This window comes from Streptomyces sp. NPDC097107, assembly GCF_044762405.1.
Taxonomy (GTDB): Bacteria; Actinomycetota; Actinomycetes; order Streptomycetales; family Streptomycetaceae; genus Streptomyces; species Streptomyces thinghirensis.
Map to the genome: position 1 here is coordinate 1 of NZ_JBIWEF010000018.1, position 26,331 is coordinate 26,331.

19 protein-coding genes are annotated in these 26,331 nt (G+C 70.6%); 11 read left to right on the plus strand and 8 right to left on the minus strand.

What is annotated here, in order from left to right; genetic code table 11:
- Positions 1–97: 97 nt before the first annotated feature.
- Positions 98–1,294 carry a CAP domain-containing protein gene (locus ACIQ1J_RS32025; protein WP_403562378.1) on the minus strand — a complete coding sequence of 399 codons (1,197 nt, stop codon included), beginning with the start codon at positions 1,292–1,294 and terminating at the stop codon, positions 98–100.
- Between the two features lie 178 nt (positions 1,295–1,472).
- Between ACIQ1J_RS32025 and ACIQ1J_RS32030 the strand changes: the two genes are divergently transcribed.
- From ACIQ1J_RS32030 to ACIQ1J_RS32045, 4 genes are all read left to right on the plus strand, one after another.
- Positions 1,473–1,754 (plus strand): acylphosphatase, encoded by a 282-nt coding sequence (locus ACIQ1J_RS32030; protein ID WP_210960286.1) that lies wholly within the window; start codon positions 1,473–1,475, stop codon positions 1,752–1,754.
- A gap of 380 nt (positions 1,755–2,134) precedes the next feature.
- Positions 2,135–2,347 (plus strand): hypothetical protein, encoded by a 213-nt coding sequence (locus tag ACIQ1J_RS32035; RefSeq protein WP_003973418.1) that lies wholly within the window; start codon positions 2,135–2,137, stop codon positions 2,345–2,347.
- Between the two features lie 259 nt (positions 2,348–2,606).
- A complete protein-coding gene (smc, locus tag ACIQ1J_RS32040; RefSeq protein WP_403562381.1) occupies positions 2,607–6,200 on the plus strand; it encodes a chromosome segregation protein SMC in 3,594 nt (1,197 codons plus the stop codon).
- Between the two features lie 192 nt (positions 6,201–6,392).
- The gene (locus tag ACIQ1J_RS32045; RefSeq protein ID WP_403562383.1) at positions 6,393–7,811 is read left to right on the plus strand and encodes a sugar porter family MFS transporter; all 1,419 of its coding nucleotides are present in this window, start codon (positions 6,393–6,395) and stop codon (positions 7,809–7,811) included.
- 340 nt (positions 7,812–8,151) lie between these two features.
- On the opposite strand, the gene ACIQ1J_RS32050 is transcribed toward ACIQ1J_RS32045, so the two are convergent.
- From ACIQ1J_RS32050 to ACIQ1J_RS32075, 6 genes are all read right to left on the minus strand, one after another.
- Positions 8,152–9,606 carry a cytosine permease gene (locus ACIQ1J_RS32050; RefSeq protein ID WP_403562385.1) on the minus strand — a complete coding sequence of 485 codons (1,455 nt, stop codon included), beginning with the start codon at positions 9,604–9,606 and terminating at the stop codon, positions 8,152–8,154.
- A gap of 264 nt (positions 9,607–9,870) precedes the next feature.
- The gene (locus ACIQ1J_RS32055) at positions 9,871–10,221 is read right to left on the minus strand and encodes a hypothetical protein (RefSeq protein WP_403562387.1); all 351 of its coding nucleotides are present in this window, start codon (positions 10,219–10,221) and stop codon (positions 9,871–9,873) included.
- Between the two features lie 122 nt (positions 10,222–10,343).
- Positions 10,344–11,228, minus strand: a complete 885-nt coding sequence (locus ACIQ1J_RS32060; RefSeq protein WP_403562389.1) for a hypothetical protein — start codon at positions 11,226–11,228, stop codon at positions 10,344–10,346.
- Between the two features lie 12 nt (positions 11,229–11,240).
- Positions 11,241–11,819 carry a hypothetical protein gene (locus ACIQ1J_RS32065; RefSeq protein ID WP_403562391.1) on the minus strand — a complete coding sequence of 193 codons (579 nt, stop codon included), beginning with the start codon at positions 11,817–11,819 and terminating at the stop codon, positions 11,241–11,243.
- A gap of 1 nt (position 11,820) precedes the next feature.
- A complete protein-coding gene (locus ACIQ1J_RS32070) occupies positions 11,821–12,156 on the minus strand; it encodes a helix-turn-helix domain-containing protein (protein WP_403562393.1) in 336 nt (111 codons plus the stop codon).
- Positions 12,153–13,268 carry a tyrosine-type recombinase/integrase gene (locus ACIQ1J_RS32075; protein ID WP_403562395.1) on the minus strand — a complete coding sequence of 372 codons (1,116 nt, stop codon included), beginning with the start codon at positions 13,266–13,268 and terminating at the stop codon, positions 12,153–12,155. Before ACIQ1J_RS32075 ends, ACIQ1J_RS32070 begins: the two co-directional genes overlap by 4 nt.
- Before the next feature lie 277 nt (positions 13,269–13,545).
- On the opposite strand from ACIQ1J_RS32075, the gene ftsY reads away from it, so the two are divergent.
- Entirely contained in the window at positions 13,546–14,760 is a 1,215-nt protein-coding gene (gene ftsY, locus ACIQ1J_RS32080; protein WP_403562397.1) for a signal recognition particle-docking protein FtsY, read from the plus strand.
- Between the two features lie 616 nt (positions 14,761–15,376).
- Here the strand turns inward: ftsY and ACIQ1J_RS32085 are convergent.
- Positions 15,377–16,048, minus strand: coding sequence for a bifunctional DNA primase/polymerase (locus ACIQ1J_RS32085; protein WP_403562399.1), 672 nt, complete (start codon positions 16,046–16,048; stop codon positions 15,377–15,379).
- A 444-nt stretch (positions 16,049–16,492) separates the two neighbouring features.
- On the opposite strand from ACIQ1J_RS32085, the gene ACIQ1J_RS32090 reads away from it, so the two are divergent.
- From ACIQ1J_RS32090 to ftsH, 6 genes are all read left to right on the plus strand, one after another.
- Positions 16,493–17,986, plus strand: a complete 1,494-nt coding sequence (locus tag ACIQ1J_RS32090; protein ID WP_403562401.1) for a hypothetical protein — start codon at positions 16,493–16,495, stop codon at positions 17,984–17,986.
- A gap of 312 nt (positions 17,987–18,298) precedes the next feature.
- Positions 18,299–19,645, plus strand: a complete 1,347-nt coding sequence (locus tag ACIQ1J_RS32095) for an ammonium transporter (RefSeq protein ID WP_403562403.1) — start codon at positions 18,299–18,301, stop codon at positions 19,643–19,645.
- Positions 19,642–19,980, plus strand: a complete 339-nt coding sequence (locus ACIQ1J_RS32100) for a P-II family nitrogen regulator (RefSeq protein WP_019328769.1) — start codon at positions 19,642–19,644, stop codon at positions 19,978–19,980. The genes ACIQ1J_RS32095 and ACIQ1J_RS32100 overlap by 4 nt, the downstream gene beginning before the upstream one ends.
- A 59-nt stretch (positions 19,981–20,039) precedes the next feature.
- Positions 20,040–22,502, plus strand: a complete 2,463-nt coding sequence (locus ACIQ1J_RS32105; RefSeq protein ID WP_403562405.1) for a [protein-PII] uridylyltransferase — start codon at positions 20,040–20,042, stop codon at positions 22,500–22,502.
- Positions 22,503–22,722: 220 nt separating this feature from the next.
- Positions 22,723–24,273 carry a signal recognition particle protein gene (gene ffh, locus ACIQ1J_RS32110; protein WP_210960388.1) on the plus strand — a complete coding sequence of 517 codons (1,551 nt, stop codon included), beginning with the start codon at positions 22,723–22,725 and terminating at the stop codon, positions 24,271–24,273.
- A 110-nt stretch (positions 24,274–24,383) separates the two neighbouring features.
- The gene (gene ftsH, locus ACIQ1J_RS32115; protein ID WP_403562407.1) at positions 24,384–26,330 is read left to right on the plus strand and encodes an ATP-dependent zinc metalloprotease FtsH; all 1,947 of its coding nucleotides are present in this window, start codon (positions 24,384–24,386) and stop codon (positions 26,328–26,330) included.
- The last annotated feature ends 1 nt before the right edge of the window (position 26,331 follow it).

Sequence of the window (26,331 nt, forward strand, 5' to 3'; positions counted from 1 at the left end):
CATCGACCGGACCACCTACAAAGCCACCATCAACATCAACATGCTCACGAGCACCCCTTGACGCCTCCAGCCCCGCCCTAACTGAACGGCGTTGGCTCTAGTAGCCGAAGTTCTGGGTCCACCAGGGACCGCCGGAGCCGAAGTGGACTCCGACCCCCAGGGTCTGGAAGTCGCAGTTCAGTATGTTGGCCTTGTGGCCCGGGCTGTCCATCCAGGCGTCCATCACGGCCTGGGCGTCGGCCTGTCCGCGGGCTATGTTCTCGCCGCCGAGGCTGCTTATGCCAGCCGCCTCGGCCCGGTCCCAGGGGGTCGCGCCACTGGGGTCGGTGTGGTCGAAGAAGCCCTGTTCCGCCATGGCCTGGCTGAAGTCCTCGGCCAGCTCGCGCAGCGCGCTGTTCGCGGCCACCGGGCTGCAGCCCACCTTGGCCCGCTCGTCGTTGACGAGCTTGAGCACCTGGGCCTGGGCGACGGCCTCGTCCGACACGGCGGCGGGCGCGCTGGGCTGGTCGGGCTCCTTGCCGGCCGGACGCGACGGCGTCGGCTTCTTGCTGGGAGTCGTCTCCGGCTTCTTCGTCTGCGACGGCGTCTCGGCCGGGGCGGCGGGCTTCGACGCCGATGCCGAGGGCGAGGACGGCGTGGAGGACTCGGAGGAGGACGACTCGGACGGGGAGGACTCGGCGGGCTGGGAGGACTCGGCGGACCCGGAGGGCGACGAGGACCGGCCGGTGCCGCGGCTCGTGGAGGCGTCGCCGCCGCGGTCGGCCTCGGCGCTGCCGGAGGTGCCGCCCTGCTCGGACGGGGTGTTCGTCGGGGCGTCCTGGGACTGCACCCGGTCGCCCCCGCCGCTGTCGCCGCCGATCCGGTAGTTGTCGAGCCCGGGCACCGCGCCGGTGGCCACCGCCACGGTGCCGATGGCGACCGCGGCCGAGACGCCGAGCAGACCCGTGCGGACCGGGGTGACGCCCTTCCTCTTGCGACGGCGGTGTGTGCCCGCGCGCTGCGGACCGTCGTCGGGGGAGAAGCCGTCGCTCGGGAAGGGGACCGTGCGGCCGGCCCGCGGGTGGCCCTCGCCCCCGTCGCCGTCCGGTCCGTCCGGCGCGAACAGGTAGGCGTCGCTCTTGGCACGGACCTCGGCGTACGCCTCGGGGTTCAGGTAGGGCGCGATCCCCATCGTGGGGCGGTCGCCCGGGGCCTGCGGGTCACGGCCCCGTCCCGTCGCGCCGTCCGGCTGATGGCCCCCCGCGGCGCGGCCCGTGGCGGCGCGGCCGGCGGCGGAGCGTCGGTGGCGTCCCATGTTCTGGCCTTCCTCGTCCTCGCGCTGGACGTGTCCTCGCGGTCGACGTGTCCTCACGATCAACACGGAACTCACACGATCGAGTGAGTTTCAGATGAGATTCATTGGGTGGGGACGGTACCGCATGGCGCCAGGGGGTGAAGTGTCCGGCGGGACATTGACTGGTTAGGTTGCAGTCATGAGCGAGGACGTACGGCTGGTCGCGTGGGTGCGCGGACAGGTTCAGGGTGTGGGTTTCCGCTGGTTCACGCGGGCCAGGGCACTGGAGCTCGGCGGGATGAGTGGCTTTGCTCTCAATTTGGCCGACGGGCGTGTCCAGGTCGTAGCGGAGGGCCCGCGCGAGCGCTGCGAAGGACTGCTCGACTGGCTGCACGGTGACGACACGCCCGGACGAGTGGAGGGTGTCACCGAGATCTGGGACACACCCCGCGGTGGCTACGAGGGCTTCGCCATCCGCTGACGCCGGACCGCGCGGAGGTCCCCCGACGCCCGGCAGGACCGTTCTGGGAGAGGTGTCCGCAGCGGAAACGGGCAGGTGGTTGCCAAGAACGACGGGTCGTGGGAGGCTCCGCACGCAGGATGATCGCCACGCCCCCAGGGGCCCGCAGGAGTCGCCGCGTCGCCGTTTACCAGGCCGTGTGCGCCCGGGTGCCCGCCGATACGGGGCGTGATCGTGTTGACCGTCAAACTTTTTGGTGAGACGCTGAAAGCCCCGCGCACCTTAGCTGTTTGGCATGGTTGAACGGCAGGAAAAACTCCAAAGTGCCAAGCACCGCGGGTGCGATCCCTACACGACCCGCACCGCTTCGGTCGGTCACTCATTGTGGAGGACCATCCATCATGGCAAAGGCGCTTCTCGGTTACGTCGGCGGCTCCGACCCTCGACTCCTCGCCGAGATGCGACGGCTCCAGCAGCGCGTCCAGGACCTGGAATCCGAACTCGGACGGATCCAGGCGGAGAACGACGCGTTGGCGGCTGCCGCTTCTCACGACAGGATCATGGAGAGCATGGAGAGCGTTGACGCACACCAGGCGGAGCCTGCGCTCACCTGATCACTGCATCGCTCCAGCACGGCACGGCAGTGGTTGGGCCCGTCCGTACAACCGCTCAGGTGTCAGAGTCTGCAAGGGACGCTTCGGCGTCCCTTCTTTCTTTCCTGCCCCCGTCTCCGCCGTCCGGCCCGCCCGGTCCTCCCCCGTGCATCCTTTCACCCTCTTCAACGTCTGATGTGCCCTGCACGTTCACCGGTGAAACCGCGGCGGTTCACCGGTTCATGGAGTGAGACACCCGTGAAAGGTAGAGTCCGACGGCGTGCACCTGAAGGCCCTGACCCTGCGCGGGTTCAAGTCGTTCGCCTCGGCGACCACGCTCCGGTTCGAGCCGGGCATCACCTGCGTCGTCGGGCCGAACGGTTCGGGCAAGTCCAACGTCGTCGACGCGCTCAGCTGGGTCATGGGCGAACAGGGCGCCAAGACGCTGCGCGGCGGCAAGATGGAGGACGTCATCTTCGCCGGCACCACCGGCCGCCCGCCGCTCGGCCGGGCCGAGGTGTCGCTGACCATCGACAACTCCGACGGGGCCCTGCCCATCGAGTACGCCGAGGTCACCATCACGCGGATCATGTTCCGCAACGGCGGCAGCGAGTACCAGATCAACGGCGACACCTGCCGCCTCCTCGACATCCAGGAACTGCTCTCCGACTCCGGCATCGGCCGAGAGATGCACGTCATCGTCGGCCAGGGCCAGCTCGACTCCGTCCTGCACGCCGACCCGATGGGGCGCCGCGCCTTCATCGAGGAGGCCGCCGGCGTCCTCAAGCACCGCAAGCGCAAGGAGAAGGCGCTCCGGAAACTGGACGCGATGCAGGCCAACCTCGCGCGCGTGCAGGACCTCACCGACGAGCTGCGGCGCCAGCTGAAGCCGCTGGGCCGGCAGGCGGCGGTGGCGCGCCGGGCCGCCGTCATCCAGGCCGACCTCCGGGACGCGCGGCTGAGGCTCCTCGCCGACGACCTCGTACGGCTGCGTGAGGCGCTCCAGGCCGAGATCGCCGATGAGGCCGCGCTCAAGGAACGCAAGGAAGCCGCCGAGCGGGAGCTGAGCCGGGCGCTGCGCCGCGAGGCGGACCTGGAGGACGAGGTGCGCAGACTCGCCCCGCGTCTCCAGCGCGCCCAGCAGACCTGGTACGAGCTCTCCCAGCTCGCCGAACGGGTGCGCGGCACGATCTCGCTGGCCGACGCGCGCGTGAAGAGCGCCACCTCCACGCCCCCCGAGGAGCGGCGCGGCCGGGACCCGGAGGAGCTGGAGCGCGAGGCCGCCCGCGTCCGCGAACAGGAGGCCGAGCTCGAAGCGGCCCTGGAGGCGGCCGAGCACGCTCTGGAGGACACGGTCGCCCACCGCGCCGACCTCGAACGCGAACTGGCTCTGGAGGAGCGCCGCCTCAAGGACGCCGCCCGCGCCATCGCCGACCGCCGTGAGGGACTGGCCCGGCTCAGCGGCCAGGTGAGCACCGCCCGCTCCCGCGCCGCCTCGGCCCAGGCCGAGATCGAGCGCCTCGCCGAAGCGCGGGACGAGTCGCGGGAGCGGGCCGCCGCCGCCCAGGAGGAGTACGAGGCGCTCCAGGCGGAGGTCGACGGACTGGACGCGGGCGACCAGGAGCTGGGCGAGCGCCACGAGGCCGCCAAGCGTCAGCTGGCCGAGGCGGAGTCCGCCCTCAGCACCGCCCGGGAGGCGGCCACCGCGACGGAACGCGCCCGAGCCGCCACACAGGCCCGCCACGAGGCCCTCGCGCTCGGACTGCGCCGCAAGGACGGCACCGGGGCGCTGCTCGCCGCCAAGGACCGGCTCACCGGCCTGCTCGGTCCGGCCGCCGGACTCCTCACCGTGACGCCCGGTTACGAGGCCGCCCTGGCCAGCGCCTTCGGCGCCACCGCCGACGCCCTCGCGGTGACGTCCCCCGCGGCCGCCGCCGACGCCATCCGCCTGCTGCGCAAGCAGGACGCCGGCCGGGCCGCCCTGCTGCTCGCCGGCGCCCCCGATGACGTAGCGGAGGGGCCGCGGAGCGAAGGGCCGCCGCACGCCGCCGACCTCGTCCGCGGTCCAGCCGACCTGATGCCCGCAGTGCGGCGGCTGCTGCGCGGGATCGTCGTCGTCGCCACCCTGGAGGACGCCGAGGACCTCGTCTACGCCCGGCCCGGGCTGACCGCCGTCACCGCCGAGGGCGACCTGCTGGGCGCGCACTTCGCGCAGGGCGGGTCCGCCGGGGCGCCGAGCCTGCTGGAGGTTCAGGCGTCCGTGGACCAGGCCGCCGCCGAGCAGGAGGAGCTGGGCATGCGGTGCGAAGAACTCGCCGAGGCGCAGGACGCGGCCGTCGAGCGGCGCCGGGAGTGTGCCGCGCTGGTGGAGGAGCTGGGGGAGCGGCGCCGGGCGGCCGACCGCGAGAAGTCGGCCGTCGCCCAGCAGCTGGGCCGGCTGGCGGGACAGGCGCGGGGCGCCGCCGGAGAGGCCGAGCGGTCCGCCGCGGCGGCGGCGCGGGCGCAGGAGGCGCTGGACAAGGCGCTGATGGACGTCGAGGAGCTGGCCGAGCGGCTGGCGGTCGCCGAGGAGAGTGCCCCCTTCGGGGAAGGAGGGGCGGAGGAGCCCGACACCTCCCTGCGCGACCGGCTCGCCGCCGATGGCGCCAACGCCCGCCAGACCGAGATGGAGGCCCGCCTTCAGGCCCGTACCCACGAGGAACGGGTCAAGGCGCTGGCCGGACGGGCCGACTCCCTGGACCGTGCCGCCCGCGCGGAACGCGAGGCACGCGCGCGTGCCGAACAGCGGCGGGCCCGGCTGCGGCACGAGGCGGCCGTCGCCGAGGCCGTGGCCGCCGGTGCCCGGCAGCTGCTCGCGCACGTCGACGCCTCCCTGACCCGCGCCGGCGAGGAGCGCACCGCCGCCGAGGCCGCCAAGGCCCGGCGCGAGCAGGAGCTGGCCGCCGCGCGCACCGCCGGGCGCGACCTCAAGGCGGAGCTGGACAAGTTGACGGATTCAGTCCACCGGGGCGAGGTACTCGGCGCCGAGAAGCGGCTGCGGATCGAGCAGCTGGAGACCAAGGCGCTGGAGGAACTCGGTGTGGAACCGGCGGGGCTCGCGGCCGAGTACGGCCCCCATCAAGAGGTGCCGCCCTCGCCCCCCGCCGAGGGCGAGGAGCTCCCGGACACGGAATCCACTAGCGACTCCGCAGCGGGCGAGCCTCCGCGCAACCGTCCCCGGCCCTTCGTACGCGCCGAGCAGGAGAAGCGGCTGAGGGCCGCGGAACGCGCCTACCAGCAGCTGGGCAAGGTCAACCCGCTGGCCCTCGAGGAGTTCGCTGCGCTCGAGGAGCGGCATCAGTTCCTCAGCGAGCAGCTGGAGGACCTGAGGAAGACCCGCGCCGACCTGCTCCAGGTCGTCAAGGAGGTCGACGAGCGCGTCGAGCAGGTCTTCACCGAGGCCTTCCGGGACACGGCCCGGGAGTTCGAGGGCGTCTTCAGCAGGCTGTTCCCGGGCGGTGAGGGGCGGTTGATCCTGACCGATCCCGACAACATGCTCAGCACGGGCGTGGACGTCGAGGCCCGGCCGCCGGGCAAGAAGGTCAAGCGGCTGTCGCTGCTCTCGGGCGGGGAACGCTCGCTGACCGCCGTGGCGATGCTCGTGTCGATCTTCAAGGCGCGGCCCAGCCCGTTCTACGTCATGGACGAGGTCGAGGCGGCGCTCGACGACACGAATCTGCAGCGGCTGATCCGGATCATGCAGGAGCTGCAGGAGGCCTCGCAGTTGATCGTCATCACGCACCAGAAGCGCACGATGGAGGTCGCCGACGCGCTGTACGGCGTGTCCATGCAGGGCGACGGTGTGTCGAAGGTCATCAGTCAGCGGTTGCGTTAGTTACCCAGCGCATTACTTCAACTCTTGAATGAGTGTGCCCACTCCAGGTCCTCAAACTCACAGCTCTTGCCCTATTGACTTCGAAACTTGAAGGCATAGTCTCTGCAACGTTGCTTTTACCTTCAGGTTCCTTCAGTGGCACCTCGAAGGCGATCCACCCCGGCAGCGTTGCCGGTAGCCCGAGGAGTACACGTGGCCAGCACATCGCAGGCATCCAGTTCAGGAGCCAGGACGGCTCATCCCGAGCATCTCGGGCACGTCATCTTCATCGCGGCGGCGGCCGCGATGGGCGGTTTCCTGTTCGGCTACGACAGTTCCGTGATCAACGGCGCCGTCGAGGCCATCCGGGACCGCTACGACGTCGGCTCCGCGGTGCTGGCCCAGGTCATCGCCATCGCGCTGATCGGCTGCGCCATCGGCGCCGCGACCGCCGGTCGGATCGCCGACCGCATCGGCCGTATCCGCTGCATGCAGATCGCGGCCGTCCTCTTCACCGTCAGCGCCATCGGCTCCGCACTGCCCTTCGCGCTGTGGGACCTCGCCATGTGGCGCGTCATCGGCGGTTTCGCCATCGGCATGGCCTCGGTGATCGGCCCCGCCTACATCGCCGAGGTCTCGCCGCCCGCCTACCGAGGCCGGCTCGGCTCCTTCCAGCAGGCCGCGATCGTCATCGGCATCGCCGTGTCGCAGCTGGTCAACTGGGGTCTGCTCAACGCCGCCGGCGGCGACCAGCGCGGTGAGCTGATGGGCCTGGAGGCCTGGCAGGTCATGCTCGGCGTCATGGTCATCCCGGCCGTCCTCTACGGGCTGCTCTCCTTCGCCATCCCCGAGTCCCCGCGCTTCCTGGTCTCCGTCGGCAAGCACGAACGCGCCAAGCAGATCCTCGAAGAGGTCGAGGGCAAGGACGTGGACTTCGACGCCCGCGTCGCCGAGATCGAACGAGCCATGCACCGAGAGGAGAAGTCCTCCTTCAAGGACCTGCTCGGCGGCAGCTTCCTCTTCAAGAAGATCGTCTGGATCGGTATCGGCCTGTCGGTCTTCCAGCAGTTCGTCGGCATCAACGTCGCGTTCTACTACTCCGCGACGCTGTGGCAGTCGGTCGGCGTCGACCCGACGCAGTCGTTCTTCTACTCGTTCACGACGTCGATCATCAACATCGTCGGCACCGTGATCGCGATGATCTTCGTGGACCGCATCGGCCGCAAGCCGCTCGCCCTCATCGGCTCGGTCGGCATGGTGATCGGCCTGGCGCTGGAGGCCTGGGCGTTCTCCTTCGACCTGGTCGACGGCAAGCTCCCGGAGACGCAGGGCTGGGTCGCCCTGATCGCCGCCCACGTGTTCGTGCTCTTCTTCGCCCTGTCCTGGGGCGTGGTCGTCTGGGTCTTCCTCGGCGAGATGTTCCCGAACCGGCTGCGCGCCGCCGCACTGGGTGTGGCCGCCGCCGCGCAGTGGATCGCCAACTGGGCCATCACCGCGAGCTTCCCGTCGCTGGCCGAGTGGAGCCTCTCCGGCACCTACGTGATCTACACGATCTTCGCCGCCCTCTCCATCCCCTTCGTCCTGAAGTTCGTGAAGGAGACGAAGGGCAAGGCCCTGGAGGAGATGGGCTGACCGCCCGCCCCCGAACCCGGGGAGAAGGGCCAAGTCCCCGCTGCCCCTCTCCTCGTACCGTCCGCCGCCCCCGGCCCGGGTCACCGCCCGGACCGGGGGCGGCGGTGTCTTACGTCCGGGTCCGGTCCTTCCCGTCCCGGCCCGGGCGGCTCACCGGATGAGGACGCCGCCGCCCGTCTCCAGCGCCTTGTACCGTCCGGTTCCGGGGCGAGGACTTCCACCAGCGGATCCGTGGGCGCAGGCAGGCACCCCCGGTGGGAGCGGATGCCGTACGCATGTCGCCCCCTCCCGCCGGCCTCGGTCAGGCTCGGCCCGGGAAGGGGCGGCAGGTGGCGCGGGGTCAGACGGTCACGGATGCGGGCTGCTCCGCCCGCCCGGCCGGCGCCGTCGCCGGGACGACCACAGGCGGCTTCGGCAGTACGACGTACAGCAGGCCGGAGATGACGACCGTGGCGACCCAGCCGAGGCCGTACTCGCCGATGAAGTTGTTCGCGGCGAGGGGGCCGGTGAACCAGTCGGACGTGGTGAACATCAGACCGGCGATCAGCCCCACCGCCCAGGAGGCGACGGCAGCGGGGGAGAAGCCGCCGCGATACCAGTAGGCGCTGGTGCGGCCGGTGTCGGCGAGGGCGTCGCCGTCGTACTCCTCGCGGCGCAGCATGTCCGCACCGAAGACGCCGACCCAGGCGGAGAAGGCGACCGCGAGCAGCGACAGGAAGGCGATGAAGGAGCCCATGAAGCTGGTCGCCACCAGCATCAGCACGCCGCCGAAGATCAGCGAGATCACCGCGTTGACCGAGACCGCCCAGTGCCGAGGCACATTGAAGCCCAGGGTCTGTGCGGTGAAACCGGCCGAGTACATCGACATCGAGTTGATCAGCAGCATGCCGATCAGCGCGATCAGCAGGTACGGCACCGCGATCCAGGTCGGCAGGATCTCGCCGAGGAAGGAGACCGGGTCGGAGGCCGAGGCCAGGTCCGGCGTGGAGACGGCCATGACCATGCCCATCAGGACCATGGGCAGGACGACGATGCCGGCGCCGCCGACCGTCACACCCACGATCCCCTTGGAGGACGCCGTGCGCGGCAGGTACCGGGTGAAGTCCGGGGCGGACGGGATCCAGCTGACGCCGCCGGCCGCGATCAGGCCGACGCCGGTGATCATCGCGGCCGCCGAGCCGGCGGACCGGTCGAACACCGCGGACCAGTCGGTGTCGACGACCAGGTAGCCGAGGACCAGTACCGAGAAGGAGGCGAAGAGGTAGGCCGCGTACTTATTGCACTTCTGTACGGCGTTGATGCCCAGCCCGGAGATCGCGAAGGTCGCCACGACGAAGGCGAGCAGCGTGACCATGTCCAGCACGCTGTTGGCCCGGATGCCGAACACGATGTCCAGCACGGTGAGGAGGGCATACGCGCCGGTCACCGCGTTGATCGTCTCCCAGCCCCAGCGGGCGATCCAGATCAGTGAACCCGGCAGCAGGTTGCCCCGCTGCCCGAACACCGCTCGGGACAGCGCCATTCCGGGCGCGCCACCGCGCTTGCCGGCGATGCCGATCAGCCCGACCAGGCCGTAGGACAGGACCGGCGCGGCGGCCGCGACGACGAGGGCCTGCCAGAAGTTCAGCTGGTACGCCACGACGAGGCTCGCGCCCATCGTGAGCAGCAGCACGCTGATGTTGGCGCCGACCCAGGTCGGGAAAAGCTCGCGGGTCCGTGCGGTGCGCTCACGGTCGGGCACCTGCTCGATGCCACGTGTTTCCAGGGCGCCTTCGGTCTCGGCGGTCTTGCTCATGTGGGGGGTCCGTGCCTCGATCGTGAGAGGAGAGGGGATTGACGGGACTCTACGCGCGTTGACGTGGCCTCTTCCATCGTACTTTGATCCGACTCCTGCCATCCAGGGGCCTTTGTCCTTTAGAGGAAGCTACAAGGGGGTGCCCTCGGAGCCGACTGACGACATCGCATATTGAGACGTCGTGAGTTCTTGCCCCGGCGGCAGCCTCAAAGCCTGTGCGACATCTCGCCACTGCATGCCCTGTTGATGTTGGAGTTGGCATGGTCAACTAGTGCGGTGAGCCATGTACTTACGACCTTCATCGCAGTGGCGGGAACACTCATCGGTTCCCTTCTGGGGTATCAGTTCCAGAAGCGTGTGGCAGACCGGAGCGAACGCCGCAGCGCTGTCCTCGCCTTCACCGCTGCGACCAACGAATTCATACGGAGCCAACACGACTGGTGGCACCGGCAGCACGAGGAAGAGGACGGTCCGGCGCATGTAGCAGCCAGAGCAGAAGCCTTCCGGATCCGCGGCCAGGCCTTCCAGGCCGTTCACCAGCTTCGTCTGCTCGCACCCAATGGCGACCTGCATGCACGGGCCGAACAGACCATCGGGGTGATCGGTGCTCTTCACCGCGCAACAGACCGCGAAGAATTGCGGACGAGGTCGGTCCAGGCACGGGCGTCCCTCAACTCCTTCGTTGTGCAGGCCTCAGCCCAGATCAAGTAGACAGTCGCCAGTTCTCGCACAGGTAGTCAGAAGATCGGGAGCTGTTTGCCGTGATAGCGGCGAATGGATGCGTATCCGGCCCATGGGCGTCCTGCTTGTGCGGCGTGCAGTTCGGTGGCGAGGGGGCTGTAGCCGAGGGCCTTGGCTACCAGTGCTGGCGGCATCTCCAGGACGAGATCGCGCAGGGCCGAGTTCCGCTCGCGACGGATGGGGATGCCGCTGTCCCATAGGCATTTGTGGAGGGTCGCGGATGCCATTGGCTGCCCCGGGACGGCGCCGGGGAAGAGCCAGCGGGTGCGGTTGTTGCGGGCAGTCGTCGTGTGGCGTCGTTGCGGCAGGTAGTCGCGAAAGAGCTGGTCAAAGGGGTGGGGGACAGGGACGGGTTCCCCACCGGTGAGGTGAACGGTGACGTCCTCGTCGGTGATCTCGATGTCGTCGATGCGCATGCGCGAGATCCGTGTCACTGGCTGAGCAAAGAGCAGGACGAGTAGCCCGAGAACTCGGGTTTCGAGGCGGATAGAGCTGTCTTCGGCGATGCGCCGGAGGATGTGCAGTCGTTCGCTCTGGTCGATGGAATCGAGCTTGGCCGAGCGGATCCAGGGGAAGTCGACCGGGGCCATGACGCGGGTGCGAACGGCCCAGTGCACGAAGGTCGCCGCGCTGCGGCGGGTGCCTGTGCCGGGGGCGAGCCATTCGTCCACGTGACCTTGTGCACAGGTCATAGGGGTGCGGCCGCGCTCTCGCAGCCAGGCCAGGAAGTCGGCTCCGGCGCGGACGTCTGCGCGGGCTCGGGCCACGGTGGTCGGCGCGACAGCCCCGTGAGTGTCGAGCTCACGCAGCCGCCGTAGATGGTGCCAGGTGGCGAAGCGGCGAACGACCTGCTGATCCTCGGGGTTGGCGATCTGCGGCATCTTCCACTCCAGTCACCGTAGAAACTCCACCTCGGCTCGGTTGCGTTCTGCCAGGATGCCGAGAGTGACAAGAAGTTCGCGTGTGTGCTCTGCGGCCTGCCGTGGGGTGAACTTGTCGAAGGTCTCGTGGTCGAGGGGCAGACTGCCGTCCGCGAGTCCGTGCAAGAGTGTCTTGACGTGTGGGAATCGGGTCCATAGCCGGGCGCTAACCGGTCGATCCTGGGCGATCAAGGCATCGACGAGCGGACGCAGCGGCGGCGCGATCTGTCCTGTGCCGTCATCGAGAAGGATCGCCAGGTCGTCCTGGAGGCAGCAGCGGTGGCAGAGGCCTCGACGGCCGCGGTCGGCTTCTTCTCCACAGCGTGTGCAGTGGAAGTCACGGGGGATGCCCGCGCAATCGCGGCAGATGGGGGCGCGGTCTGTGTTGAGGCCGGGCAGGAGTCGTTCGACGCCGCAGGCTGGGCAGGCGCCGCGGCACTGCACGGCGCGGTAGTAGCAGCGGCCGCAGACGAATCCCTCGGGCCATTTGGCGACGCCGTAGCGGCCGTTGATGACGCCGCAGCGTGCGCAAGGCTTCTTGCAGCGGGGCATCTCAATCAGTCCGTCGTACTCGTGCCCGTCGCGGGCGGACGGTGCTGTTCAGGTCGACGACCCTGGGCCCTCCGGAGGCCGCTCGACGGGGCTGCTGAGTGGTCTGCACTTCGAATCGGCACAGGTTATCGACGCTGCACTCCAGCGCGTCACAGAGGGCGCCGAGCAAGGCCAGCGACAGGCGTTCCGGACGCTGGCCGACCAAGCGGTAGATCTGTGAGGCTGACAGGTCGATGCTCCGATCCTTGAGAAGCGGAATCAAGTCGGAGATGTTGTTGAGGCCGCGTGCGGCCATGATCTCCCGCAAACGCCAGGAGTACGTCACCGAACGGTTCATGGAGCGACCTCCCCCACAGTCACTCGGTGCCCGATGCGATCCAGGGCAGCCCGCACGGTGCGGGCCCGGTAATCGGGGGAAACGTGCGTGTAGAGCGTGGTGGTCGACGCATGTTCGTGGCCGACCTGCTGCTGCACGAACAGAGAGTCGTAGCCGGCCTCGATGAGGTGGGAAACGTACGACCTCCGCAGCGAGTGGAAGTCCAGTCCTTCCGCTAGCCCCAGCTCGTGCCGGCAGCGCGTGAACAGGGACGTCACGGAGGAGAGACACAGGAGCGATCCTCGCTCCGAGGGCCAAAGAACGGGGGAGCCGGCCTCTGCGAGCAACGGGCGGACCTCCTCGACCCACTGCCCGAGGGCGTCCGTCGCCCAGTCGAACAAGGGGACCGTCAGCACGGCCCGCCGTTTGGGCGGTGAACCGCGCATGGCCTTCCCGAAGCGGACGTGGACGATGCCGTAGCTGCCGAACTCCGGCGCCTTGGGGGTGCTGCCCAGATCGCATAGTTCGAGGCGTCGGACCTCGTTGCGACGCAGGCCCCAGCCGTATGCGACCTTCAGCAAGGTTGCATCGCGGAAGGCGGTGAGCCACCCCTTGCGGCCGGAGGACTGCGCGGCCACGGCTCGCTCGTCGGCGTGGTCGAACAGCGCCTGCAGTTCGTCGTGAGTGAGGGCTCGCTTGCCGGGCCCGGCCTGGGCTTCCTGGGTGTGTCGGGCAGTGTTCCACTCATGGCAGATCTGAACGGGATGGGTGCCGAACCGTGTCTCACACTCGGTCGACCAGCCGTAGGCAGGATCGGTGAGATAGCCCATGAAGAGCCTGATCCCGGTCTGATAGCCGAGCACCGTCGAGCGGCTGTTCCGCCGGACTCCTCGCGCCTCGGTGGTGAACTCGTCCACGTGCGCGGCCGTCCATAGCCACGGGTCGGCGTCGGTGAAGGCTCGGAAGCGCCGGATGAGCGCTTCTCGTTGCTCGACCGTACCGAAGCTGAGATTGCGGGCCAGCTGCTGGTTGCGCCAGCCGTCCAGCATCGCCTGGAAGACCTGGTCCTCCGGGCGCAGTAGGGGCACATCGGCCGCCAGATACAGGCGAGCCGATCCGTCAATGGGCGCCATGGGCCGCCTCGCATGGATCGCGAAAAATTCGCATGTTCTGCGAACGACGCTGGTCAGAGCGAGGGCACGCGCGGTCATCACATTGTGTGGGTGGAGACCGAAGGAGCGGCTGTAGCCCTGTGCTGACGTGTATAAACACTCTCGACTGCACCAGACACGCAGCTCAGAGGTGTACTGCCGGACGGACTCCGGTGGGCCGTGATTGCTCGTACGCGCATCGTCACGGGTTCGCACCTTCTGCGATTCCCCACCTTTCATGGCTGATACTGGACGAGTTATGGAAATCGTCATCCTTGCTGTAGTCATCGCCGTGGTCGTGATCGGCGCGCTCGGCGGGCTGGTCATCGGCAGTCGCCGGAAGAAGCAGCTGCCTCCGCCGCCCCCCACCACCCCCGACATCACCGCCCCTCCGGCCGAGCCGCGCGTCGGCGACGAGGCCGAGACGCCGCGCGACGAAACGCGCCGGACGATAGAGGAGGTCGACCTCCCGGACGGCGGCACCGCTCCCGCCACCGTCGAGGAGCCGCCCGTCGTCGATGAGCTCGAGATCCCGCAGATCGAGGTTCCCGAGCCCACCGCCGGCCGTCTGGTCCGGCTCCGTGCCCGCCTCTCCCGCTCGCAGAACGCCCTCGGCAAGGGCCTGCTCACCCTGCTCTCCCGGGAGCACCTCGACGAGGACACCTGGGAGGAGATCGAGGACACGCTGCTCACCGCCGACGTCGGCGTGCAGCCCACCCAGGAGCTGGTCGAGCGGCTGCGCGAGCGGGTGAAGGTGCTCGGCACCCGCACGCCCGACGAGCTGCGCACCCTGCTGCGCGAGGAGCTGATCACCCTCGTCGACCCCGAAATGGACCGCGAGGTCAAGACCGAGCCGCCGAACAGCAAGCCCGGCATCGTGATGGTCGTCGGGGTCAACGGCACCGGCAAGACCACCACCACCGGCAAGCTCGCCCGCGTTCTGGTCGCCGACGGCCGCAGCGTCGTCCTCGGCGCCGCCGACACCTTCCGTGCCGCCGCCGCCGACCAGCTCCAGACCTGGGGCGAGCGGGTCGGCGCCCACACCGTGCGCGGCCCGGAGGGCGGCGACCCGGCCTCCGTGGCCTTCGACGCGGTCAAGGAGGGCAAGGAGATGGGCTCGGACGTCGTGCTCATCGACACCGCCGGTCGCCTGCACACCAAGACTGGCCTCATGGACGAGCTCGGCAAGGTCAAGCGCGTCGTGGAGAAGCACGCGCCGCTGGACGAGGTGCTGCTCGTGCTCGACGCCACGACCGGGCAGAACGGCCTGATCCAGGCCCGGGTCTTCGCCGAGGTCGTCGACATCACCGGCATCGTGCTCACCAAGCTGGACGGCACGGCCAAGGGCGGCATCGTGGTCGCCGTGCAGCGCGAGCTGGGCGTGCCGGTGAAGCTGATCGGGCTCGGCGAGGGCGCGGACGACCTGGCGCCGTTCGAGCCGGCGGCGTTCGTGGATGCCCTTATCGGCGAGTGACGCTGCCGCCTGCCGGACTGCGGCGCGCGTCCCAGGACACGCGCCCGCGCGCGAAGAGGCGCCCGTCCCCCGGTCGAAGGGGGGCGGGCGCCTCTTCGACCGGGGGACGGGCGCTTCGCTGTGCGCGGTTACGCGGGAGGCGCGCGCCGGACGGCGCTGGTGTGGGGTGCCGCGTCGGTGCGCGCCAAGGGGTGGGGCGGCGGTGGCAGGCGTGGGGGCGTGGTGCGGAGTGGCGCGCCGGCGTGCGTTCGGTGGCGGGCGCGCTGGCGTGGTGCGCGCGGCGTTGGTCGAGCGGGGGCGGTGCGATGGCTGGCAGGTGTGGTGTGTGAGGCGTTGGGTGGCGGGCGGGCGGGCGGGCTGGCTGGCGTGGCGCCTGGGTGGCGGGCGCGCGGACATGGTGCGCCGGGTGCGTGGCGTGGCGCGCGGGGCATCAGGTGGCAGGCGCGCAGGCGCGCAGGCGCGTCGGGTGGCGGGTTGGCGTGGCGCACGTCGCATGATGTGCGAGGCAGGGCAGGTACGCGGGGTGCGACAGTGTGGCGCGTATGCGTGCGGAGGCGCGTGTGCGTGCGGAACCGAGGCGTACCGGGAAGCCCGCCAGCCTGCCCCCGCCGGAGGCCTACGCCCGGGACCGATGGGCGACGTATGCCAGTGTCCCGAGCAGTAGCCGGGCCGCCGGCGGCTTGGTCGCCGAGTCGAGGGCCGGCGGACGCAGCCAGCGCACCGGGCCGAGATCGCCGCGGTCGGAGGGCGGGGCGGTGACATGTGAGCCGGGGCCCAGTCCGCGCAGGTCCAGGGCGGACGGATCGTCCCAGCCCATGAGGTAGAGCAGCCGGGGCAGTTCGGCGGCGGCGCCCGGGGCGACGAAGAAGTGGACGCGGCCCTGCGGGGTCGCCGTGACCGGGCCGAGCGGGAGGCCCATGCGCTCCAGCCGGGCCAGTGCCCGCAGCCCGGCGGGCTCGGCCACCTCGATCACGTCGAAGGTCCGACCGACCGGCAGCATCACCGCGGCGCCCGGGAACTCGGCCCAGGCCTCGCTCGCCTCGTCCAGTGTCGCCCCGGCGGGCACCTCCGGTGCGAAGCCGAGCGGATGCGCACCCGGCGCCGGGCAGTCACGCCGACCGCACGAGCAGACGCCCGCGGCGGCCCGGGCCCCCGGCACCACGGCCCAGCCCCACAGTCCGGTGAACTCGGCCACCGCGGTGCACTCCGGCGCGCGACCGCGGCGGCGCGCGCCGGACCGGATGTCGCGCATGCCCCGAGTGCTGCCGATGCCGATCGTGAAGCCCATGCCCCCTCCAACGGGTCGATGCAGCGGCGGTTACGCAGCGGACGTGAAATGTGACTCTCTGCTTCCAACTCCCCAGTCCGGCGCGGTTCAGACAGCGTCCGGAAGCGTGTCGGGTGGTGTGTTCGCCCGCGCACGCCCCGGTGTGCACCGTTGCACCGACTCCCGGTCGGCCTATGTCAAGTGAATCGCGTGCAGGCCACTGGGAGTTCATCCGAAGGGGTGGCGAATGGTGGCGATTCCGCAATAGCCATGGCTGGACGGGTGATCGTAGGATTACTTTGTGTGCATGAAGCCGTGGGGCACATGCACTCATGGGTATGCCGGAGGCAACTCGGCTTTACGTTCGAAGGGTGGCAACCACCGGACGGAGAGCCCCAACCACCGGCATTCTGATAGGGCTTGGCGCACTCGGCGACAGGTGGTCTCAGGGATGGGGGCGTTCCAGTGAGCGGCAACGGCGGAAGCGGTACGAGCGCGGGAAGCGCGTCACCCGCTGACAAGCGCCCCAACGAGCTGCTCACCTCATGGTTCGCCCGCAGCGGCTGGTCCAAGGGAGAGCTGGCCCGTCAAGTCAACCGCCGGGCGCGCCAGTTGGGCGCCAATCACATCTCCACGGACACCTCACGCGTGCGCCGCTGGCTCGACGGCGAGAATCCGCGTGAGCCGATCCCGCGGATCCTGTCCGAGCTGTTCTCGGAGCGCTTCGGCGTCGTCGTCTCCGTCGAGGACCTGGGCCTGCGCTCCACCCGCCCGACGCCCTCCGCGACCGGCGTCGACCTGCCCTGGACGGGTCCGCAGACCGTGGCCCTGCTCAGCGAGTTCTCGCGCAGCGACCTGATGCTGGCGCGGCGCGGCTTTCTCGGGAGCTCGCTGGCCCTCTCCGCGGGCCCGTCCCTCATCGAGCCCATGCAGCGCTGGCTCGTCCCCTCGCCGTCGGCCACGCTCTCCGGACGCGAGCCCGCGCCCGCCTCCCGCGCGCGTGGGCGCCTGTCCAGGCCGGAGCTGGACCTGCTCGAGTCGACCGCCGTGATGTTCCGCCGCTGGGACGCCCAGTGCGGCGGCGGCCTGCGCCGCAAGGCGGTGGTCGGCCAGCTGCACGAGGTGACCGACCTGCTGCAGGAACCCCAGACGGACGCCACCCGGTCCAAGCTGTTCAAGGTCGCCGCCGAACTCGCCGAGCTGGCCGGCTGGATGTCGTACGACGTCGGGCTCCAGCCCACCGCGCAGAAGTACTTCGTGCTCGCCCTGCACGCCGCCAAGGAGGCCGGTGACCGGCCGCTCGGCTCGTACATCCTCTCCAGCATGAGCCGCCAGATGATCCACCTCGGCCGGCCCGACGACGCCTTGGAGCTGATCCACCTCGCGCAGTACGGCAGCCGGGACTGCGCCAGCCCCCGCACCCAGTCGATGCTGTATGCGATGGAGGCCCGCGCCTACGCCAACATGGGACAGCCCGGCCGCTGCAAGCGTGCGGTGCGCATGGCCGAGGACACGTTCGCCGAGGCCGACGAGTGGGACGAGCCGGACCCCGACTGGATCCGCTTCTTCTCCGAGGCCGAGCTGTACGGGGAGAACAGCCACTCCTTCCGCGACCTCGCCTACGTCGCCGGCCGCAGCCCCGCCTACGCCTCGCTGGCCGAGCCGCTGATGCGCCGCGCGGTGGAGCTGTTCGCCGAGGACGACGAGCACCAGCGGTCGTACGCGCTGAACCTGATCGGCATGGCCACCGTGCACCTGCTGCGCCGCGAGCCCGAGGAGAGCACCGGCCTGGCCGTCGAGGCCATGGGCATCGCCAAGAAGGTCCGCTCCGAACGCGTCAACACCCGCATCCGCAAGACCGTCGACACGGCCGTACGCGATTTCGGCGACCTCGGTGAGATCGTCGACCTCACCGAGCGGCTCGCCGTCGAGTTGCCGGAGACCGCCGAAGCGGTCTGAAACCCACCAGCCCCGGCCGCGGCCGGCCCTCCCGAACTGCCCGACTCGGCTCCCCCATGCCAGGTCACTCGGAGGCCGCCGCGGCCGGTTCGTGTCCCGGTCGGGACGTTGCGCCACGATAACGATCGCTCGGCCCCGCATCCGGCAGTTCACCGACGCGTAACACGCACAGCGCCTTCGTCACGGCGGCGAAACAACGAGGGGCGCCCACCGAAACGGTGCTGAGCCAATCTCGTGGCTCATAACCGGCCCACCCCTCATTCCGCTCAGGCTTCGCCCGCACGGGGCCGTACCAACGACGAGGAGACGCCGATGGCTCCAGCCATCACGCTCGCCGCAGAGACGGAGCTCTCTGCCGCCAACACGGGCTTCATGCTCATCTGCTCCGCCCTGGTGATGCTCATGACCCCGGCCCTGGCCTTCTTCTACGGAGGCATGGTCCGCGTCAAGAGCACCCTGAACATGCTGATGATGAGCTTCATCAGCCTCGGCATCGTCACCGTCCTGTGGGTGCTGTACGGCTTCTCCATGGCGTTCGGCACCGACACCGGCGGCATCGTCGGCTGGAACTCCGACTGGATCGGACTCAGCGACATCGGCCCGACCGAGCTGTGGGACGGCTACACCATCCCGGTCTTCGTCTTCCTGGTCTTCCAGCTGATGTTCGCGGTGCTCACGCCCGCCCTGATCAGCGGTGCCCTCGCCGACCGGGTGAAGTTCACGGCCTGGGCGCTGTTCATCGCCCTGTGGGCCACGATCGTCTACTTCCCGGTCGCCCACTGGGTGTGGGGCGCCGGCGGCTGGGCCTTCGAGCTGGGGGTCATCGACTTCGCCGGTGGTACGGCCGTGCACATCAACGCCGGCGCCGCCGCGCTCGGCGTGATCCTGGTCATCGGCAAGCGGGTCGGTTTCAAGAAGGACCCGATGCGCCCGCACAGCCTCCCGCTGGTCATGCTCGGCGCGGGCCTGCTGTGGTTCGGCTGGTTCGGCTTCAACGCCGGCTCCTGGCTGGGCAACGACGACGGCGTCGGCGCACTGATGTTCGTCAACACGCAGGTCGCCACCGGCGCGGCCGTCCTCGGCTGGCTCGCCTACGAGAAAGTCCGGCACGGCGCGTTCACCACGCTGGGCGCGGCCTCCGGCGCCGTCTCCGGCCTGGTCGCCATCACACCGGCGGGCGGCGCGGTCTCCCCGCTGGGCGCGATCGCCGTCGGCGTCATCGCCGGTGTGCTGTGCGCCATGGCGGTCGGCCTGAAGTACCGGTTCGGCTACGACGACTCGCTCGACGTCGTCGGAGTGCATCTCGTCGGCGGTATCCTCGGCTCCCTCCTCGTCGGCTTCTTCGCCACCGGCAAGGGCCAGTCCGACGTCGCGGGCCTGTTCTACGGCGGCGGCCTGGACCAGTTCTGGAAGCAGTGCGCCGGTGTCTTCGGGGTCCTCGCCTACTCCCTGGTCGTCTCTGCCATCCTCGCCCTCGTCCTGCACAAGACGATCGGCATGCGCGTGCCGGAGGACGACGAGGTGGCCGGCATCGACCAGGCCGAGCACGCCGAGACCGCATACGACTTCAGCGGCGCCGGCGGCGGTGCCGCCCGGACGACCGCCACGCCGGGCGCCTCCGCGGCCGCGTCGGCCCAGAGCAAGAAGGTGGACGCATGAAGCTCATCACCGCCGTCGTCAAGCCGCACCGGCTCGACGAGATCAAGGAGGCCCTCCAGGCCTTCGGGGTCCACGGCCTGACCGTCACCGAGGCGAGCGGCTACGGCCGCCAGCGCGGCCACACCGAGGTCTACCGCGGCGCCGAGTACACCGTCGACCTGGTGCCCAAAATCCGCATCGAGGTGCTGGTCGAGGACGACGACGCCGAACAGCTCATCGAGGTCGTGGTCAAGGCGGCCCGCACCGGCAAGATCGGTGACGGCAAGGTCTGGTCGGTTCCGGTCGACACGGCCGTACGGGTGCGGACCGGCGAGCGCGGCCCCGACGCGCTCTGAACAGCTTCGAAGCAGCTCTGTCGCAGCTCTGGGGCACGAGAACGGAACGGAGTCGCCGGGTGACGAGTACGGACGTGACGAAAGAAGCAGAGGACTCGGGACCCAGCGGCTACGCGGCGGCCCGGCTGCGCCTCCTCACCGAGGAGGCGCGGTCCGGGCCGCCGCGCCGTGCCGCCCTCGCCGGACTGACGGACGAGTGGCTGTCGGGCCTCTTCGCCGCCGCCGGCCCGCTCCGGGGCGTCTCCCTGGTCGCCGTCGGCGGCTACGGCCGCGGCGAGCTGTCCCCGCGCAGCGACCTGGACCTGCTCCTGCTGCACGACGGCGGCGACGACAAGGCGGTCGCCGCCCTCGCCGACCGCCTCTGGTATCCCGTCTGGGACCTCGGTCTCGCCCTCGACCACTCCGTGCGTACGCCCGCGGAGGCGCGCAGGACGGCGGGCGAGGATTTGAAAGTCCAACTCGGTCTCCTGGACGCCCGGCACCTCGCCGGCGACCTGGGACTGACCGCCGGGCTGCGCACCGCGGTCCTCGCCGACTGGCGCAACCAGGCCCCCAAGCGCCTCCCCGAACTCCGGGAACTCTGTGCCGAGCGGGCCGAACGCCAGGGCGAGCTCCAGTACCTGCTGGAACCCGACCTCAAGGAGGCGCGGGGCGGCCTGCGCGACGCCACCGCCCTGCGTGCCGTAGCCGCCTCCTGGCTGGCCGACGCCCCGCGCGAGGGCCTCGCCGAGGCCCGGCGCCGGCTGCTCGACGTACGCGACGCGCTCCACCTGGCGACGGGCCGGGCGACCGACCGGCTGGCGTTGCAGGAGCAGGACCAGGTGGCGGCCGAGCTGGGCCTGCTGGACGCCGACGCGCTGCTGCGGCAGGTGTACGAGGCGGCGCGTGTCATCTCGTACGCCGGCGACGTCACCTGGCGCGAGGTGGGGCGCGTACTGCGCTCGCGCTCCGTGCGGCCGAGGCTGCGCGCCATGCTGGGCGGCGGGAAGCAGGTCGCCGAGCGCTCCCCGCTCGCCGAGGGCGTCGTCGAGCAGGACGGCGAGGTGGTGCTCGCCCGCACCGCGCGCCCCGACCGCGACCCCGTGCTCCCGCTGCGTGCCGCAGCCGCCGCGGCGCAGGCCGGGCTCCCGCTCTCCCTGCACGCCGTACGGCGCCTCGCGGCCACCGTGCGCCCGCTGCCCGCGCCCTGGCCCGCCGAGGCACGCGAGCAGCTGGTGACCCTGCTGGGCTCGGGCCGGCCCACCGTGGAGGTCTGGGAGGCGCTGGAGGCCGAGGGGCTGATCACCCGGCTCCTGCCCGACTGGGAGCGGGTCCGCTGCCGTCCGCAGCGCAACGCCGTCCACCTCTGGACCGTCGACCGGCACCTGATCGAGACCGCGGTGCGCGCCTCCGGGTTCACCCGCCGCGTCCACCGGCCCGACCTGCTCCTGGTCGCCGCACTGCTGCACGACATCGGCAAGGGCTGGCCCGGGGACCACTCCGTGGCCGGTGAGACCATCGCCCGGGACGTGGCCGCGCGGATCGGCTTCGACCGCGCGGACACGGCCGTCCTCGCCACCCTCGTACGCCACCACCTGCTGCTCGTCGAGACGGCCACCCGGCGGGATCTCGACGACCCGGCCACCGTGCGCGCGGTCGCCGATGCGGTCGGCACGGAGCACACCCTGGAGCTGCTGCACGCCCTGACCGAGGCGGACGCCCTGGCCACCGGACCGGCGGCCTGGTCCTCCTGGCGCGGCTCCCTCGTCGCCGACCTGGTGAAGCGCGTCTCGGCGGTGCTGGCGGGGGACCCGCTGGAGGAGCCCGAGGCCGCCGCACCCACCGCGGAGCAGGAACGGCTCGCCGTCGAAGCGTTCCGCACGGGCGGGCCGGTACTGGCACTGCGCGCCCAGACCGAACCGCCGGCCGATCCGGAGCGTGCCGCGGCCCCGGAGCGGGGCGCCGACCCGGAGCCCCTCGGCGTGGAGCTGCTGATCGCCGTACCGGACCAGGCGGGCGTGCTCCCCGCGGTCGCCGGGGTGCTGGCCATGCACCGGCTGACCGTCCGCACCGCCGAGCTGCGGTCCCATCCGTTGCCGGACGGCGTCGAGGGCTCCGTCCTGCTGCTGGACTGGCGCGTCGCCGCCGAGTACGGCTCCCTGCCCCAGGCCACCCGCCTGCGCGCCGACCTGGTCCGGGCCCTGGACGGCACCCTCGACATCGCCGGCCGGCTCGCCGAGCGGGACGCCGCCTACCCCCGGCGCCGGGGCGTGGAGCCGCCCCCGCCCCGAGTGACGGTCGCCCCGGCCGCGTCCCGGCTGGCCACGGTGATCGAGGTCCGCGCCCAGGACGCGCCGGGCCTGCTGTTCCGGCTCGGGCGGGCGCTGGAGGGGGCAGGGGTGCAGGTGCGGAGTGCGCATGTCAGCACGCTGGGGGCGAACGCGGTGGATGCCTTCTATGTGACGGGTCGAGGGGGCGCGCCGTTGCCGGGGGAGGAGGCGGTGTCCGTGGCCCGAGAGCTGGAGGAGTTGCTGCGGGCGTGACCTTATGGTCGGTTCGTGTGTTTACCGGATGTGCTCTCCGCCGATGCGGGGATGGTCCGATGGGCAGCATGTGCAAGCTGCTCGGGATGCTGTGCTCCCCGCGCATGCGGGGATTCCAGTCCCTGCCCGCTCTCTGCAGCGGGCAGGGACGATTTGCTTGCGGGGCCGGATACCCTGGGAGGCGACCCACACCAACGCCGACGCGAGGACCTACGCCGCCGTGTTCGATACTCTCTCCGACCGCCTGTCAGCCACCTTCAAATCCCTCCGGGGCAAAGGACGGCTGACCGAGGCGGACATCGACGCCACGGCCCGCGAGATCCGCATCGCGCTCCTCGAAGCCGACGTGGCCCTGCCCGTCGTGCGTGCCTTCATCAAGAAGGTCAAGGAGCGCTCCCTGGGCGCCGAGGTCTCCAAGGCGCTCAACCCCGCCCAGCAGGTCCTCAAGATCGTCAACGAGGAACTGGTCGGCATCCTCGGCGGTGAGACCCGCCGCCTGCGCTTCGCCAAGCAGCCGCCGACCGTGATCATGCTGGCCGGCCTCCAGGGTGCCGGTAAGACCACCCTCGCGGGCAAGCTGGGCCGGTGGCTCAAGGAGCAGGGCCACTCGCCCCTCCTGGTCGCCTGTGACCTCCAGCGCCCCAACGCCGTCAACCAGCTGAGCGTCGTCGCCGAGCGCGCCGGCGTCGCGGTCTACGCGCCCGAGCCGGGCAACGGCGTCGGTGACCCGGTCAAGGTCGCCAAGGACTCCATCGAGTTCGCCAAGTCCAAGGTCCACGACCTGGTCATCGTCGACACCGCCGGCCGTCTCGGCATCGACCAGGAGCTGATGCGGCAGGCCGCGGACATCCGCGACGCGGTCCGCCCCGATGAGATCCTTTTCGTCGTCGACGCGATGATCGGTCAGGACGCGGTCAACACCGCCGAGGCCTTCCGCGACGGCGTCGGCTTCGACGGCGTGGTGCTGTCCAAGCTGGACGGCGACGCCCGTGGTGGTGCGGCCCTGTCGATCGCCTCGGTGACCGGCAAGCCGATCATGTTCGCGTCGAACGGCGAGAAGCTCGAGGACTTCGACGCCTTCCACCCTGACCGGATGGCCTCCCGCATCCTCGACATGGGTGACCTGCTCACCCTGATCGAGCAGGCGGAGAAGACGTTCAGCCAGGAAGAGGCCGAGAAAATGGCCTCCAAGCTGGCGTCCAAGAAGGGCCAGGACTTCACCCTGGACGACTTCCTGGCCCAGATGGAGCAGGTCAGGAAAATGGGCTCGATCTCGAAGCTGCTCGGCATGCTTCCCGGCATGGGCCAGATGAAGGACCAGATCAACAACCTCGACGAGCGCGACGTCGACCGCACGGCCGCCATCATCAAGTCGATGACCCCGGCCGAGCGCACGGAGCCGACGATCATCAACGGCTCGCGCCGCGCCCGTATCGCCAAGGGCTCCGGCGTCGACGTCAGTGCGGTCAAGTCACTTGTGGAGCGCTTCTTCGAGGCCCGCAAGATGATGTCCCGCATGGCGCAGGGCGGCGGCATGCCGGGTATGCCCGGCATGCCGGGTATGGGCGGCGGCCCCGGTCGGCAGAAGAAGCAGCAGAAGAAGGCCAAGGGCAAGCAGCGCTCCGGCAACCCGATGAAGCGCAAGCAGCAGGAGCAGGAGGAGGCCGCCCGCCGCGCCGCGGCCGCGCAGAACGGCGGCGCCTTCGGACTGCCCCAGCAGGGCGGCCAGGACTTCGAGCTGCCGGACGAGTTCAAGAAGTTCATGGGCTGACGGTTCTCGGATCGCAGGGATGTACGGCGCCGGGGCGCCCCTCACCGGAGGGGCGCCCCAGCGCCGTACACGCACGTGCCCGCGCGGCTTTCCTGTCGTAACGTCCGGATATGACCAACCCGTCCCCGCCGCGCAAGGCCCCCGAGCCTCCCTGGCGCACCGAGGGCACGCCCGACGAGCCCCCCAAGCCGCCACCCGGCGGCAGGAGGATGCGCGGGGGCTGGTGGAACCTGGCCCTGGCCGCGCTGATCGTCTTCCTCGTCGCCAACCTCGTGCTCTCCTTCTTCAACGAGGGCGACGAGCCGACCATCTCCTACACGGAGTTCAGCAAACAGGTCGAGGCGGGCAACGTCAGCAAGATCTACGCCAAGGGCGACGCGATCCAGGGCCAGCTGAAGAAGGCCCGGGACAACCCCGAGGGCGACGGGACGTACACCCAGTTCACGACCGAGCGGCCGACCTTCGCGGACGACCGGCTCTGGAACGACCTGACCGAGCAGAACGTCACCGTCACGGCCGAGCCGGTCGTTCGGCAGCGCAGCCTCCTGGTCAACGTGCTGATCTCGCTGGCCCCGATGCTGCTCCTGGTGGTGCTGTGGGTCTTCATCGCGCGGCGCATGAGGGGCGCCCTGGGCGGCGGCGCGGGCGGCATGCTGGGCCGCAAGGCGCCGCCCAAGCCGATCGGGCTGGAGGCCGGTGAGCCGCGCACCACGTTCGCGGACGTGGCCGGGATCGACGAGGTGGAGGGCGAACTCAGTGACGTCGTCGACTTCCTGAAGAACCCCGACGCCTATCGCCGCATGGGCGCCAAGATGCCCCGCGGCGTCCTCCTGTCCGGCCCGCCCGGCACCGGGAAGACGCTCCTCGCGCGCGCGGTCGCCGGCGAGGCGGGCGTGCCGTTCTTCTCGGCGTCCGCGTCCGAGTTCATCGAGATGATCGTGGGCGTCGGCGCCTCCCGGGTACGGGAGCTGTTCGCCGAGGCCCGGAAGGTGGCGCCGTCGATCATCTTCATCGACGAGATCGACACCATCGGCCGGGCCCGCGGCGGCGGCTCCGGCATGGGCGGCCACGACGAACGCGAGCAGACCCTGAACCAGATCCTCACGGAGATGGACGGCTTCTCGGGCGCCGAGGGCGTGATCGTCATCGCCGCCACCAACCGCGCCGACATCCTGGACCCGGCCCTGACCCGTCCCGGCCGCTTCGACCGGGTGGTCAACGTCTCGCCGCCGGACCGGGGCGGCCGGAAGGCGATCCTGGAGATCCACACCCGCGGGATCCCGCTCGCCCCGGACGTCGACCTCGCCCAGGTCGCCCGTACGACCCCGGGCATGACCGGCGCCGAACTGGCCAACCTCGCCAACGAGGCCGCGCTGCTCGCGGTCAGGCGCAAGCAGGACCAAGTGACGCAGGCGAACCTCTCCGAGGCCATGGAGAAGGTCCAGCTGGGTGCCGAACGCCCGCTGGTGATGCCCGAGGAGGAGCGCCGGCGCACCGCCTACCACGAGAGCGGGCACGCCCTGCTGGGCATGCTGCAGCCGGGCGCCGACCCCGTCCGCAAGATCACCATCGTGCCGCGCGGGCGGGCACTCGGGGTGACGCTGTCGACGCCGGATGCGGACAGGTACGCGTACACGGAGGAGTACCTGCGCGGTCGGATCATCGGCGCGCTCGGTGGCATGGCGGCCGAGCAGGTGGTGTACGACGTGATCACCACCGGCTCGGAGAGCGACCTGGAACAGGTCACCCGGATCGCGCGCGGCATGGTCGGCCGCTGGGGCATGAGCGAACAGGTCGGCAGGCTGTCCGCCCTCCCCGCCGACGCGCAGCAGGCCTACGGGCTCGCCGCCGCCCCGGGGACCCTCGACGCCATCGACGGCGAGATGCGGCGGGTCGTCGACGAGTGCTACACGGAAGCCGTCCGCAAGCTGACCGACCACCGCGGGCGGCTCGACGCGCTGGCCGAGGCGCTGCTGGCGAACGAGACGCTGGAGGAGGCGGACGCGTACCGGATCGCGGGGGTCACGCGGATGGCGAAGGACGGCCCGGAGGCGTGAG

Coding starts and splice junctions, on each gene's coding strand:
- ftsY (WP_403562397.1), top strand. CDS start 13,546: ATGGAAATCGTCATCCTTGCTGTAGTCATCGCCGTGGTCGTGATCGGC.
- ACIQ1J_RS32095 (WP_403562403.1), top strand. CDS start 18,299: ATGGCTCCAGCCATCACGCTCGCCGCAGAGACGGAGCTCTCTGCCGCC.
- ACIQ1J_RS32050 (WP_403562385.1), bottom strand. CDS start 9,606: ATGAGCAAGACCGCCGAGACCGAAGGCGCCCTGGAAACACGTGGCATC.
- ACIQ1J_RS32100 (WP_019328769.1), top strand. CDS start 19,642: ATGAAGCTCATCACCGCCGTCGTCAAGCCGCACCGGCTCGACGAGATC.
- ACIQ1J_RS32065 (WP_403562391.1), bottom strand. CDS start 11,819: ATGCCCCGCTGCAAGAAGCCTTGCGCACGCTGCGGCGTCATCAACGGC.
- ACIQ1J_RS32085 (WP_403562399.1), bottom strand. CDS start 16,048: ATGGGCTTCACGATCGGCATCGGCAGCACTCGGGGCATGCGCGACATC.
- ACIQ1J_RS32070 (WP_403562393.1), bottom strand. CDS start 12,156: ATGAACCGTTCGGTGACGTACTCCTGGCGTTTGCGGGAGATCATGGCC.
- ftsH (WP_403562407.1), top strand. CDS start 24,384: ATGACCAACCCGTCCCCGCCGCGCAAGGCCCCCGAGCCTCCCTGGCGC.
- ACIQ1J_RS32025 (WP_403562378.1), bottom strand. CDS start 1,294: ATGGGACGCCACCGACGCTCCGCCGCCGGCCGCGCCGCCACGGGCCGC.
- ACIQ1J_RS32060 (WP_403562389.1), bottom strand. CDS start 11,228: ATGCCGCAGATCGCCAACCCCGAGGATCAGCAGGTCGTTCGCCGCTTC.
- ACIQ1J_RS32030 (WP_210960286.1), top strand. CDS start 1,473: ATGAGCGAGGACGTACGGCTGGTCGCGTGGGTGCGCGGACAGGTTCAG.
- ACIQ1J_RS32035 (WP_003973418.1), top strand. CDS start 2,135: ATGGCAAAGGCGCTTCTCGGTTACGTCGGCGGCTCCGACCCTCGACTC.
- ACIQ1J_RS32075 (WP_403562395.1), bottom strand. CDS start 13,268: ATGGCGCCCATTGACGGATCGGCTCGCCTGTATCTGGCGGCCGATGTG.